Source organism: Micromonospora echinofusca (assembly GCF_900091445.1).
GTDB lineage: Bacteria > Actinomycetota > Actinomycetes > Mycobacteriales > Micromonosporaceae > Micromonospora > Micromonospora echinofusca.
This window is the reverse complement of the sequence record NZ_LT607733.1, coordinates 1,717,682-1,729,635: the sequence shown is the minus strand read 5'-3', so window position 1 is coordinate 1,729,635 and position 11,954 is coordinate 1,717,682. Positions and strand designations below refer to the sequence as shown.

Below are 11,954 nucleotides of genomic sequence, written 5' to 3'. Positions count from 1 at the left end.
GACCACGTACCCTTTCGGCATGTCCACCCCCGCAGCGGGCGCGGCCACTCTCACACCGCGCCGGTCCAGCCGGTTCGTTGCCTGGGTACGCGCGTGGCGCGCCGGGCTGGTGCCCTTCGACGAGCTGGCCGACGCCATCGCCGGCGACGAGGAGCACCTGGTCGCCGACGCGCCCGGCACCTGGACCGACGTACCCCTGCCCCAGGCGCTGCCCACCCTCGCGAAGCTCTCGCCCGACGAGATCCGGCTGGTGCTGCCCGCGCCCGGCGACCCGCGCGGGCTGCCCGGTCCGGGTGACTTCGCGGGGGCGGCGCTGGTGGCCGGCGAGGCCGTCGTCGCCGGGGGCCTCGGGCTGATCCCGCACGTGCGCACGCACACGTCGGGCTCCGGCGACACCTTCGAGACGGTGCTCTGGCGGGTCTATCCGCTGCCGGCGAACGCACCGGCCGCCTCGCTCATGCTGCCCGGCGCCGCCGAGGCCGAGGCGGAGCTGGCGGCGGCGCTGCACGACACCACCGCCGCGCTGACCCGGCTGGACGTCGCACAGTGGCGACCCGAGCTGGCGGGGGCGCTGGAGGCGCTGCGCCGGCCCGACGGCGCGACGGACCTGCCGCCCGGGTTCGACCCGCGGGCCCGGCGGCTCTTCGCCCGGGCCGCCGTGCTCGACCGGGTGCTCGCGCTGGCCGGGCACGCCACGCCGGGCGGCGCGATCAACAACTACGAGGCCCAGCAGCGCGACGCCGCGCTGCGCCCGCTGACCACCGCCTGCCGGCAGGCCCTGGTCGCCGCCTGCAACGCCCCGCTGCGCCCCTGACCGCCTCGGCGAGGCCGGGCGCCCGGCCCACCTACGGTGTGGGTCAGAAGTGGTGGGTCCGGTCGCAGTTCTGGTGACGTCCTGGCTGACGGAAGACGTCGAAGGCGCGTGAAGGTGATGGACAGTGCCGTCGGGAACGCTGATACCCCTGCGGCATAAAAATACCTGCGTGGTATCGGAAGCAGCGGACTGCACGGCCGGCGTCGGTAGCCGGCGCCGCGACCCAGCCGGCCAGTGGCACCGCTCAGACCTCGTCGACCAGGTCGGCGACGGAGTCGACGATCCGCGAGGGCCGGTACGGGTAGCGTTCCGCCTCGGCGCGGCTGCTGATCCCCGTCAGCACCAGGATCGTCTCCAGGCCGGCCTCCAGCCCGCACAGGATGTCGGTGTCCATCCGGTCGCCGATCATCGCGGTCGTCTCGGAGTGCGCGTTGATCGTGTTCAGCGCGGAGCGCATCATCATCGGGTTGGGCTTGCCGACGAAGTACGGCTCGACCCCCGTCGCCTTGGAGATCATCGCGGCCACCGAGCCGGCGGCCGGCAGCGCGCCCTCCACCGACGGGCCCGTCACGTCGGGGTTCGTGCAGATGAACCGTGCCCCGTCGTTGATCAGCCGGACCGCCTTGGTGATCGCCTCGAAGCTGTAGGTGCGGGTCTCGCCCAGCACCACGTAGTCGGGGGCGAAGTCGGTCAGCACGTAGCCGACCGCGTGCAGCGCCGTGGTCAGCCCGGCCTCCCCGATCACGTACGCGGTGCCGCCCGGCCGCTGGTCGGCCAGGAACTGGGCGGTGGCCAGTGCGGAGGACCAGATCGCCTGCTCCGGCACGTCGAGGCCCATCCGGCTCAGCCGGGCCGTGAGGTCGCGCGGCGTGTAGATCGAGTTGTTGGTGAGCACCAGGAACGGCTTGCCGGAGGCGCGCAGCCGGGAGACGAACTCCGGCGCCCCGGGCACGGGCTGGCCCTCGTGCACCAGCACGCCGTCCATGTCGGTCAGCCAGCTCTCCACCGGCTTGCGGTCCTGCATCGTCACTCGTTCCAGGGGTGTCGGGGCCGCCGGCGGGGCCGGCGCGGCGGTCAGGAGGCCGGGTTCCCGGGTGCCGGGGCGGCGGCGGGGCGGCGGGCCGGGACGCAGCACACCGTGGGGCAGGTGTCCCACATCGGCAGCTCGCCGAGGCGGCGGCGCAGGGCGACCCCGTCGGGCTCGGTGCGCTCCCGCACCAGCTCACGGATCATCGCCACGAACCGGGGGTCGACGCCGGGGGTGGCGGCCCGGACGAAGTCCAGCCCGAGCTGCCCGGCCGTCTGGCGCGCCTCCGTGTCCAGGTCCCACACCACCTCCAGGTGGTCGGAGACGAACCCGATCGGGCTGAGCACCACGGCGGTGGTGCCGGCCTCGGCCAGCGTACGCAGGTGGTCGTTGACGTCCGGCTCCAGCCACGGCACCTGCGGCGGGCCGGAGCGGCTCTGCCAGACCAGGTCCCAGGGCAGGTCCGGGGCCGCCGCCGCGTGGACCAGCCGGGCGGCCTCGGTGAGCTGCGCCTCGTACCGGCCGCCGTGGGGGCCGGCGTTGGCGGCCATCGAGTTCGGGATCGAGTGCGCGGTGAACACCAGCCGGGTGCCGTCCCGCTTCGCCGGGTCGAGCCGGCCGAGCGCCGCCCGTACCGCGTCGGCGTGCGGTTCGACGAAGCCGGGGTGGTCCCAGAACTGGCGGATCTTGTCGATCGGCGGGGCGTCCGGACCGACCGCCGCACGGGCGGCGGCGATGTCCTCCTGGTACTGCCGACAGGAGGAGTAGCCGCCGTAGGCGCTGGTCACGAACGCCAGGGCGTGGGTGACGCCGTCGTCGCGCATCTGCGCCACGGTGTCGGCGAGCATCGGGTGCCAGTTCCGGTTGCCCCAGTAGACCGGCAGGTCGACGCCGTTGGCGGCGAAGTCCTCCCGGATCGCCGCGAGCAGCTCCCGGCACTGCTGGTTGATCGGGGAGACGCCACCGAAGTGCTGGTAGTGCTCCGCGACCTCCGCCAGCCGCTCCGGCGGCACACCGCGCCCCCGGGTCACGTTCTGCAGGAAGGGCATCACGTCCTCGGGCCGTTCCGGTCCGCCGAAGGACACCAGGACCACCGCGTCGTACGCCATGGGCCCCATTCTTCCCGGTCGCCGTCCCCGCCGGGCGGGGCCCCCTGGTCCCGGGCACGGGAAGGGTCCCCTGCCGCGCCCTGGGGGCGTCGGCGGGGGACCCTTCCCCGCGGCGTCAGGCGCCGATGGCGTGGTAGCCGCCGTCGACGTGCACGATCTCGCCGGTGGTGGCCGGGAACCAGTCGGACAGCAGCGCCAGGCACGCCCGCGCGGCCGGCTCCTGGTCGGTCAGGCTCCAACCCAGCGGCGCGCGCTCGGTCCAGGCGTCCTCGAACTGGTCGAAGCCGGGGATCGACTTCGCGGCGATGGTGCGCAGCGGCCCGGCGGCGACCAGGTTGCTGCGGATGCCCTGCTTGCCCAGGTGCAGCGCCAGGTAGCGGGAGGCGGACTCCAGCCCGGCCTTGGCCACGCCCATCCAGTCGTAGACGGGCCACGCCTTCGTGGCGTCGAAGGTCAGGCCGACCACCGCGCCGCCGGCGGACATCAGCGGCAGCGCCGCCATGGCCAGCGACTTGTAGGAGTACGTGGAGACGTGCAGCGCGGTCGCCACGTCCTCCCAGGGGGCGTCGAGGAAGCCGCCGCCGAGGCAGCTCTGCGGGGCGAAGCCGATCGAGTGCACCACCCCGTCGAGGCCGTCGACGTGCTCGCGCACGCGGTCGCCGAGCCCGGCGAGGTGGTCGGCGTCGGTCACGTCCAGCTCGATCACCGGTGCGGGCTCGGGCAGCCGCCTGGCGATCCGCTCCACCAGGGAGAGCCGGCCGTAGCCGGTGAGCACGACCTGCGCCCCGTTCTCCTGGGCGAGCTTCGCCACCGAGAAGGCGATCGAGGCGTCGGTGATGACGCCGGTGACCAGCAGCCGCTTACCGGCGAGCAGTCCGGACATGCAGGGATCCTCCGTAGTTCTCAGTGCCGCTTGTCAGTGGCCCATGCCGAGGCCGCCGTCGACCGGGATGACGGCGCCGGAGACGTAGCCAGCGGCGTCGCCGGCCAGCCAGGTGACCACGCCCGCGATCTCGTCCGGCTGGGCGAAGCGGTTGGCGGGGATGGCCTTGCGGTACTCGGACCTGCGGTCCTCGGGCAGGCCGGCGGTCATGTCGGTCTCCACGTAGCCGGGCGCGACCACGTTCGCCGTGATGTTGCGGCTGCCCAGCTCGCGGGTGATCGAGCGGGCCACGCCCACGAGGCCGGCCTTGCTGGCCGCGTAGTTGACCTGGCCGGGGCTGCCGTAGAGGCCGACCACCGAGGAGATGAAGATCATGCGCCCCCACTTGGCGCGCAGCATCTTGCCCGAGGCGCGCTTGGCGCACCGGAACGCGCCGGTCAGGTTGGTGTCGAGCACGCGGGTGAACTGTTCCTCGGACATCCGCAGCAGCAGCGTGTCGTCGGTGATCCCGGCGTTGGCGACGAGCACCTCCACCGGCCCGAACTCGGCCTCGACGGCGGTGAACGCGGCGTCGACCGACGCGGAGTCGGTCACGTCGCAGCGGACCCCGAACAGCCCCTCCGGGGGTTCGCCGCTGCGGTGGGTCACCGCCACCCGGTCGCCCTGCTTCGCGAAGGCCTGCGCGATGGCCAGGCCGATCCCCCGGTTGCCGCCGGTCACCAGGACGGTACGGGCCACGGTTCCCCCTGTAGTTCAGTGATCTCCCGGTCGGTCGGAGCCTAGGCGTTACCGGCAGGTAAGCGCTAACGCCGGGCACGTCCGGACCGGTCAGGTCGCGCCCGTCGCCCCGCGCGGCCGACCCCGCGGAGGAGGTCCGTCCGGCCGCTCGGCCGAGTGCGGCGGCGGAGGCCGGCGGGTGTACGATGATCCGCGTTTGCGGGCCGCGCGGCCCGCGTTCCGGGCCCCGCCGACCGCAGGAGGTGATCGCTGTGCGAGATAGCGATCCTCCCAGTCGTGGCCGGGCCGAACGTCAGCCCCGCTGAGCCACGACTCAGCAGGTGAGCTGACCCAGCTCCGCTCCCCGCCTCCGCCCGGTTCACCGGCCCCGCGCCGGACGACCGTGCCGCCGCCCGCCGCCCGGGTGGCCCGCCGGGAGCCGCCCGGTCACGACTTCGTGTGCGCGTCCTGATCCACCCCCTGCGGTCCGCCCCCGCACGCGCGGACCGTCCAGCCGCCACCCGGAGCCGTCCATGAGCCGCTACGTCGCCCCGCTGGGCTTCACCCTCGCCGCCGTCTGGGTGGCCGTCGTCTTCGTCCTCGCCGGCGGCGCCGCACACTGACGCCGCCGGCCGTCGGGCACGTCAGAGCATCCGTGAGGACCACAGCAGACTGAGTGCGCCGGCGCAGAGCGCCAGCAGCAGGGCCACCCCCGCGTACCACTGGGTGACCTCGCGCGGTTCCGTGCGGAACCCGATCGAGCTGCCCATGTCCTGGTAGACCTGCTTCAGCTCGGTCACCGAGGCCGCCTCGTAGAAGTAGCCCTCGGTGGCCTCGGCGAGGTCGGCCAGGGCCAGCCGGTCCACCGGCACCCGTTGCAGCTGGCCGCCGATGTCCACCTGGCCGGAGTCGGTGCCGAAGGCGATCGTCGAGACCGGCACGTTCGCCGCCTGCGCGGCGGCGGCCGCCTCCTCCACGGCCCGGCCCGAGGTGCGGTACCCGTCGGAGAGCAGCACGATGCGGGCCGGCGGGATCCCCGCCGCGCCGTCCGCCGGCACCGACCGGATCGCCTCCAGGCAGGTGAAGACCGCCTCCCCGGTCGCCGTCGCCTCCGCCAGCACCAGCCCGTCGATCGCGGTGGTCACCGCGTCCCGGTCCTTGCCCGGCGGCACCAGCACGTTCGCCGACTTGGCGAACGAGACCAGCCCCAGGTTGTAGCTCTCCGGCAGCTCGCCGACGAACTGCTTGGCCGCCTCCTGCGCCGCCTCCAGCCGGTTCGGCGACACGTCGTCGGCCTGCATGGACAGCGACACGTCGATGGCGAGCATCACGGTGGCCCGCTCCAGCGGCTCCCGGGTGTCGACCGACGGCCGGGCCAGCGCGGTCGCCAGCACCAGCAGGCAGAGCAGGAACGCCGTGGCCGGCACGTGCCGCCGCCAGCCCAGCCCCTTCGGCGCCAGGGTGCGCAGCAGGTCCACGTTGGTGAACCGCAGCGCGTACGACCGGCGGTGCAGCTGCCGCCAGACGTAGAGGGCGGCGAGGGCGAGCACCGGCAGCACGGCCAGCAGCCACCACGGTTGCAGAAAGCGGATCATCGTGTCGTCCCCCTGGTGCGCGCGTGCCGCTGCGCGGCCACGAAACGCACCATGTCGAGCAGCCAGTCTCGGTCCGTACGCAGTCGCAGGTGGGCCGCACCCGCGCCGCGAAGCGCCGCGGAGATCTCCGCCCGCTGGGCGGCCGCCGCCTCGGCGTAGCGCTGGCGCAGCCGCGGGTCGGCGGTCTGCACCTCGTGCAGCTCACCGGTCTCCGGGTCGACCACCGGCAGCACCCCGACGTCGGGCAGCTCCAGCTCCCGGGGATCGACCACCTCGATCGCCACCACGTCGTGCCGGACGCGCAGCTTACGCAGCGGCCGGGCCCACCCCTGCGGCGGGGCGAGGAAGTCGGAGATCACCACCGCCACGCCCCGGCGCCGGGGCGGCCGGTTGAGCATGTCGACCAGGGCACCCAGGTCGCTGCGCCCGGGCCGGATCTCGGTGCCGGCGATCGCCCGCAGCAGCGCGTGGGCCTCCTTGCGGCCGGAGCGCGCCGGCAGCCGGGTGAAGACGTCCGGGCCGGCGACCGGGGGCGCGGCGCGCCACCGGCGGGCCGGGGCGCTCGCACCGCCGCCGCTGCCGATCACCGCGCCGATCCGGTTGCCGCCGCGCACGGTCAGGTGCGCCAGCGCCGCCGCGGCGGCCACCACGACGTCACGCTTGAGCCATCGCCCGGTGCCGAAGTCCAGGCTCGCCGAGAGGTCCACCGCCAGCCACGTCTCCAGCTCCCGGTCGGCCACCGTACGCCGGACGTGCGGCATCGTCGTGCGGGCGGTGACCGGCCAGTCCATCCGGCGTACGTCGTCGCCGGGGCGGTACTCGCGGGACTCCCCCGCCTCGCTGCCCGGGCCGGGCAGCAGACCGGCGTAGTCGCCCTGGAGCAGGCCGTCGAGCTTGCGGGTGACCATCAGTTGCAGCCGCGACAGGACGGCTTCGGTGCGGTCGGAGGGGACGTCGGCAGGCCGACGGGCGGGTGAGGTCACGGGCGCTGCCCGGGCCAACCGGCGCCCGGCGGCGCGGCGGTCGGCGTGGGGGTCGCCTGCTGCCGGGGCGCGACCGAGGGCAGCGGGATGGTGGACATCACCCGGTGCACCACGTGGTCGGCGGGCACGTCGTCGGCGAGCGCGTCGTAGCTGAGCACGAGCCGGTGGCGCAGGATGTCCGGCGCGATGTCCTGCACGTCCTGCGGCAGGGCGTAGTCGCGCCCGCGCAGCAGCGCCAGCGCGCGGGTGGCGCGGACCAGGCCCAGCGAGGCGCGCGGGCTGGCGCCGTACTGGATGAGCTGGGCGACGTCGGGCATCCCGTGCTCCGCCGGGGCGCGGGTGGCCAGCACCAGCCGGACCGCGTAGTCGACCAGGGCGTTGTGCACGAAGACCTGGTCCGCCTTGCGTTGCAGGGCGATCAGGTCGGGGGTGGTGAAGACCGGCGCCGGCTGCGGCGGGGCGACCCCCATCCGGTAGACGATCTCCCGCTCCTCGGCGTCGGTCGGGTAGCCGACGACGATCTTCATGAGGAAGCGGTCCCGCTGGGCCTCGGGCAGCGGGTAGACGCCCTCCTGCTCGATCGGGTTCTGCGTCGCCATCACCAGGAACGGGTCGGGCACCCGGTGGCTCTCGCCGCCGATGGAGACCTGCCGCTCGCTCATCACCTCCAGCAGCGCCGACTGCACCTTGGCCGGCGCCCGGTTGATCTCGTCGGCGAGCAGGAAGTTGACGAACACCGGGCCCAGTTCGACGTCGAACTTCTCGCTCGACTGCCGGTAGATGCGGGTGCCCATGATGTCGGCGGGCACCAGGTCGGGGGTGAACTGCACGCGGGCGAAGGAGCCGCCGACCACCTTCGCGAGGGTCTCCACCGCGAGGGTCTTCGCCACCCCCGGCACGCCCTCCAGCAGGCAGTGGCCCCGGGCGAGCAGCGCGACGAACATCCGCTCCACCATCCGGTCCTGCCCGACGATCACCCGTTTGATCTCGAACAGCGCCCGCTCGAGCAGGGTCGCGTCCTCGGCCGGCGTGGTCACCGGCTCGGGTGTCTCCGGGCCCGTCCCGTTCGGCATCGGGGCGTCGGGCGTGGTCGGCTGGGCCACCGGTCCTCCACAGCATGATCGGTTGTCGCGCGGCGTGGTGCGTATCAAGACTCGCATGCCCGGCTGAGTGCCGAGGTGGGGAGAAGGCGATTTTCGCCGTACCGTCCCAGGTGGCACGTAGCCGGCCCGCCACGCCGTCGCGCGGCACGGAATCGCCGATCACGGGTGGACACGGACCGGTCCGGCGCGTGTACCATTCACCCCGTCGCCGGGCGGCTCCCCCCGTGGCCGCCCGGCGCTCAAACTCTCCGGTGCCGCCGCCTCTAGACTGGCCGGGATGAGCACCCCCCTCTCCGCCGACGAGCCCCTGACCTGCTCGTCCCGCGGCTGTCGCGCCCCGGCCGAATGGGCGCTGAGGTGGAACAATCCGCGGCTGCACGACGCCGACCGGCGCAAGACCTGGCTGGCGTGCACCGCGCACCGCGCCACCCTCGGCGACTTCCTCGACGCCCGTGGCTTCCTCCGGGAGGTCGTACCGGCCCCCGGATCGCCTACGCTCGAAGGGTGAGCGCGCACAACGGACTTCCCCGGTGAGCGGTGACGGGTCCGCCGGCTCGCCACCGGCGCCGTCCCTCCCGCCGGCGGGCCCCCTGGAGCCGTGGCCGGACACCGTCCGCTGGCAGTCGATCTCGTCCGACCAGATCTGGGTGGAGCTGATCCGCCTGGCGGTGGCGCTGATCGTCCTGGTCCTCGGGCTGAGCGTCGCCTGGGCGGTCAGCGGCAGCTGGTTCCTCGGCGCGGCGGTCGGCCTGGTCCTGCTGTTCGGCGTCCTGCGCAGCGTGGCGATCGTGCGCGCCGTACGGGCCTGGGGCTACGCGGAGCGGGAGGACGACCTGCTGGTCCGGCACGGGCTGCTGGTGCGGCGGCTGTCCATCGTGCCGTACTCCCGGATGCAGTTCGTGGACGTCAGCGCGGGCCCCCTGGAGCGCGCGTTCGGGCTCGCCACCGTGCAGTTGCACACGGCCGCGGCGGCGACCGACGCCCGGGTGCCGGGGCTGCGCCCGGCGGAGGCGTCCCGGCTGCGCGACCGGCTCACCGCCCTGGGCGAGGACCGGGCGGAGGGACTGTGAGCGACCCGGCCGCCCGGGGCACGGACCGCCCCGGGCCGATGCCGGCGGAACCGGGCGCCCGACCGGAGACCCTCGGCCCCGTCCCGCAGGACGCCCGTTTCCCGCCGGAGTCGGCCGCCCACCCCGGGGCGGAGCCCGTCGCGCTCCCCGGGCCGCCGGAGCACGCGGGACCACCGGGGCATGCGGGACCGCCGGAGCACGCAGGACCGCCGGAGCACGCCGAGCCACGGCAGCGGCTGCATCCGCTCAGCCCCGCCCTGCACGGTGCCAAGTCCCTGGTGGTGGTCATCGCCGGGCTGTCCTGGTCGACGCTGTCCCGGGTCGGCTTCGGCTGGTTCGCCCTGATGGCGGTGGTGCTCGCCCTGGGCGCCACCGTGCTGGCCGTGGTGAGCTGGTACCACACCGGCTACCACGTGGTGGGCCGCGAGCTGCGGGTGTACGAGGGGCTCCTCTGGCGGCGCACCCGGGCGATCCCGCTGGAACGGCTCCAGGCCGTCGAGGTGGTCCGGCCGCTGCTCGCCCAGCTCACCGGCCTGGCCGAGCTGCGACTGGAGGTGGTGGGCGGGGGCAAGACCGAGGCGCCGCTGGCCTACCTGGGCGTCGCGGAGGCGAACGCGCTGCGCCAGCGGCTGCTCACCCTCGCCGGGCGGGTCGCGGCCGAGACGCACCCGCCGTCGCCGGCCGGGGTGGCCGCCGCTCCGTCCGCGACGCCGGCAGCGCCACCCGGCCGGCCCCTGCACGCCGTGGCGAACAACGACCTGCTGGTCAGCCAGCTGCTGACCCCGCAGGCGTTCATGATCCCGTTCGGCGTGGCGTTCGTGGTGGCGCAGTTCCTCTCCGAGGACACCTGGTCGTTCATCGCGGTGGCGAGCACCCTCACCGCCATGGCGGGCGTGCTGCTGCAACCCGTACGGCGGGTGCTCGACGACTGGAACTTCCGGCTCGCCCGGGACGAGGGCACGCTGCGGATCCGCAACGGCCTGCTGGAGACGCGCGCGCAGACCGTGCCGCTGGACCGGGTGCAGACCGTCGGCGTGACCTGGCCGCTGCTGTGGCGGGTCAAGGGCTGGCTGCGGCTGCGGCTGGAGGTGGCGGGCTACTCCGCCGGTGAGGCCGACGAGCGCAACCGGCCGGACCGGCTGCTCCCCGTCGGTGACCTGGCGACCGGCGAGGCGATCGTGGCCGAGGTGCTGCCCGGGGTGCGGCTCGACGCGCTGCCGTTGAGCCCGCCGCCGACGCGGGCCCGCTGGCTCAACCCGCTGAGCCGGGGCGTGCTCGGCGCCGGGCTCCACCCCCGGGTCTTCGCCGTCCGCTCCGGCCTGCTCACCCGGCAGGTGGCGCTCGTGCCGTACGCCCGGATCCAGAGCGTGCGGGTCGTGCAGGGGCCGGCGCAGCGGCGGCTGCGGCTGGCGACGGTGCACGCCGACACCGCGGGCGGTGCCGGTGCCGCCGCCCGGGACCGCGACGTCACCGAGGCGTGGGCCCTGGCGGCGGAGCTGACGGCCCGCGCGCACGCCGCCCGCCGGGCGGGCTGAGGTCGCCCGGACCGCTCAGCGCGCCGCCGTCACCGGCGGCGGCTCGGCGGAGGCCGGCGGGTCGGTCGGCGCGGCGTCGGGCTCCGCCGGGGCCCGGCGGGCCTTGCGGGCCGCCCACCAGCGCTCGGCCAGGCCGACCGCGAGGAAGGTCATCCCGACGTACGCCCAGCCGACCAGCACGTCGATGACGTAGTGCTCGCCCGAGTAGACCAGGGTGAACGTCATCGCCAGCGGGTACGCCAGCAGCAGCGGCCACCAGCGGCGGCGGGTCTGCCGCAGGAAGAACAGCACCACGAACAGTGCGAACGCGGTGTGCAGCGAGGGCATCGCGGCCACCGGGTTGGAGGCGATCTGCCCGGCGTTGAGCAGGTTGCCGGCGCCGTGCATGCCGAACGCCTTCCACCCGCGCGTGGAGATCCGGGCGACCTCCTCCAGCAGCCCGTTCTGCGCCGCCCACCAGGGCGGGGCGGCCGGGTAGAGGAAGTAGGTGATCAGGCCGGTGGCGCAGAGGAAGCCCCAGCGGCGCATGAAGGCCGCCCACCGCCCCCGGTCCCGCAGCCAGAGCACCGCCGCGGCGGCCAGGGCCACCACGAAGTGGGAGAAGTAGACCCAGCTGACGGCGACGTCCCACCAGTGCACCTCGGGCCGGTAGAGGTGCTCCTGGAGCCAGGTCGTCGGCACCTGCCCGCCCGTGGCCCAGCCGAACATGACCCGGTCGGCGACGATCAGCTCGTACGCGTGCGGGGTGGCGCCGTTGTCGGCGAAGCCCCGGGACAGGTTGTAGACGGCGAGCAGCAGCACCACCGGCACCCAGTCCCGCGCGAAGCGCAGGTGGCTGCGCCACGGCCGGCTGCTGTTCCAGGCGATCGTCGCCGCCCAGATCCACAGGAACGCGTACGCCGGGTCGGTCGGCAGGCCGATGCCGAGCCAGCCGGCGACGAAGGCGATCCCCCACACCGTCATCGCGACCACGCGGCGACGCCCGCCGTCGGGCGAGGCGGGCGGCTCGGTGCGGGCGGGGGGCTGGGGGTCGGTCGCGACAGACATCGCGGTCAAGGTTAACGGCGCGGGCGGCATCGACCGACGCCGACCACCGCGGTCCCTCCCGGGCGACCCGC

Annotated in this window: 12 protein-coding genes; 4 read left to right on the top strand and 8 right to left on the bottom strand. The window is 74.6% G+C overall.

Going from position 1 to position 11,954, the window contains the following annotated elements:
• The first annotated feature begins 19 nt into the window (after positions 1 to 19).
• Positions 20 to 814, top strand: a complete 795-nt coding sequence (locus GA0070610_RS07960) for a hypothetical protein (protein ID WP_088999427.1) — start codon at positions 20 to 22, stop codon at positions 812 to 814.
• A 244-nt stretch (positions 815 to 1,058) separates the two neighbouring features.
• Here GA0070610_RS07960 and GA0070610_RS07955 read toward each other — a convergent pair whose 3' ends face one another.
• The 7 genes from GA0070610_RS07955 to GA0070610_RS07925 form a co-directional block, all read right to left on the bottom strand.
• Positions 1,059 to 1,970 carry an HAD-IIA family hydrolase gene (locus GA0070610_RS07955; RefSeq protein WP_172896445.1) on the bottom strand — a complete coding sequence of 304 codons (912 nt, stop codon included), beginning with the start codon at positions 1,968 to 1,970 and terminating at the stop codon, positions 1,059 to 1,061.
• On the bottom strand, positions 1,889 to 2,950 hold the full coding sequence (locus GA0070610_RS07950; protein ID WP_088999426.1) for a ferrochelatase: 1,062 nt from the start codon (positions 2,948 to 2,950) through the stop codon (positions 1,889 to 1,891). The genes GA0070610_RS07955 and GA0070610_RS07950 overlap by 82 nt, the downstream gene beginning before the upstream one ends.
• A gap of 115 nt (positions 2,951 to 3,065) precedes the next feature.
• Positions 3,066 to 3,833, bottom strand: coding sequence for an enoyl-ACP reductase FabI (fabI, locus tag GA0070610_RS07945; RefSeq protein WP_088999425.1), 768 nt, complete (start codon positions 3,831 to 3,833; stop codon positions 3,066 to 3,068).
• A 33-nt stretch (positions 3,834 to 3,866) separates the two neighbouring features.
• A complete protein-coding gene (gene fabG, locus GA0070610_RS07940) occupies positions 3,867 to 4,571 on the bottom strand; it encodes a beta-ketoacyl-ACP reductase (RefSeq protein ID WP_088999424.1) in 705 nt (234 codons plus the stop codon).
• Between the two features lie 623 nt (positions 4,572 to 5,194).
• Entirely contained in the window at positions 5,195 to 6,145 is a 951-nt protein-coding gene (locus tag GA0070610_RS07935; RefSeq protein ID WP_088999423.1) for a VWA domain-containing protein, read from the bottom strand.
• The gene (locus tag GA0070610_RS07930; RefSeq protein WP_088999422.1) at positions 6,142 to 7,146 is read right to left on the bottom strand and encodes a DUF58 domain-containing protein; all 1,005 of its coding nucleotides are present in this window, start codon (positions 7,144 to 7,146) and stop codon (positions 6,142 to 6,144) included. The genes GA0070610_RS07935 and GA0070610_RS07930 overlap by 4 nt, the downstream gene beginning before the upstream one ends.
• The gene (locus GA0070610_RS07925; RefSeq protein WP_088999421.1) at positions 7,125 to 8,231 is read right to left on the bottom strand and encodes an AAA family ATPase; all 1,107 of its coding nucleotides are present in this window, start codon (positions 8,229 to 8,231) and stop codon (positions 7,125 to 7,127) included. Before GA0070610_RS07925 ends, GA0070610_RS07930 begins: the two co-directional genes overlap by 22 nt.
• 277 nt (positions 8,232 to 8,508) lie before the next feature.
• Between GA0070610_RS07925 and GA0070610_RS07920 the strand changes: the two genes are divergently transcribed.
• The 3 genes from GA0070610_RS07920 to GA0070610_RS07910 are packed head-to-tail and all read left to right on the top strand — an operon-like array spanning position 8,509 to position 10,836.
• Positions 8,509 to 8,739 carry a hypothetical protein gene (locus tag GA0070610_RS07920; RefSeq protein WP_088999420.1) on the top strand — a complete coding sequence of 77 codons (231 nt, stop codon included), beginning with the start codon at positions 8,509 to 8,511 and terminating at the stop codon, positions 8,737 to 8,739.
• A 22-nt stretch (positions 8,740 to 8,761) separates the two neighbouring features.
• Positions 8,762 to 9,301 carry a PH domain-containing protein gene (locus GA0070610_RS07915; protein ID WP_088999419.1) on the top strand — a complete coding sequence of 180 codons (540 nt, stop codon included), beginning with the start codon at positions 8,762 to 8,764 and terminating at the stop codon, positions 9,299 to 9,301.
• Entirely contained in the window at positions 9,298 to 10,836 is a 1,539-nt protein-coding gene (locus tag GA0070610_RS07910) for a PH domain-containing protein (protein ID WP_231925967.1), read from the top strand. The genes GA0070610_RS07915 and GA0070610_RS07910 overlap by 4 nt, the downstream gene beginning before the upstream one ends.
• 15 nt (positions 10,837 to 10,851) lie before the next feature.
• Here GA0070610_RS07910 and GA0070610_RS07905 read toward each other — a convergent pair whose 3' ends face one another.
• On the bottom strand, positions 10,852 to 11,883 hold the full coding sequence (locus GA0070610_RS07905; RefSeq protein WP_088999418.1) for a phosphatase PAP2 family protein: 1,032 nt from the start codon (positions 11,881 to 11,883) through the stop codon (positions 10,852 to 10,854).
• Positions 11,884 to 11,954: the final 71 nt, after the last annotated feature.

What these genes read in the sequence shown, in the direction of transcription:
- GA0070610_RS07960 (WP_088999427.1), top strand. Translation starts at nt 20, where the DNA reads ATGTCCACCCCCGCAGCGGGCGCGGCCACTCTCACACCGCGCCGGTCC.
- GA0070610_RS07950 (WP_088999426.1), bottom strand. Translation starts at nt 2,950, where the DNA reads ATGGCGTACGACGCGGTGGTCCTGGTGTCCTTCGGCGGACCGGAACGG.
- GA0070610_RS07920 (WP_088999420.1), top strand. Translation starts at nt 8,509, where the DNA reads ATGAGCACCCCCCTCTCCGCCGACGAGCCCCTGACCTGCTCGTCCCGC.
- GA0070610_RS07905 (WP_088999418.1), bottom strand. Translation starts at nt 11,883, where the DNA reads ATGTCTGTCGCGACCGACCCCCAGCCCCCCGCCCGCACCGAGCCGCCC.
- GA0070610_RS07935 (WP_088999423.1), bottom strand. Translation starts at nt 6,145, where the DNA reads ATGATCCGCTTTCTGCAACCGTGGTGGCTGCTGGCCGTGCTGCCGGTG.
- fabI (WP_088999425.1), bottom strand. Translation starts at nt 3,833, where the DNA reads ATGTCCGGACTGCTCGCCGGTAAGCGGCTGCTGGTCACCGGCGTCATC.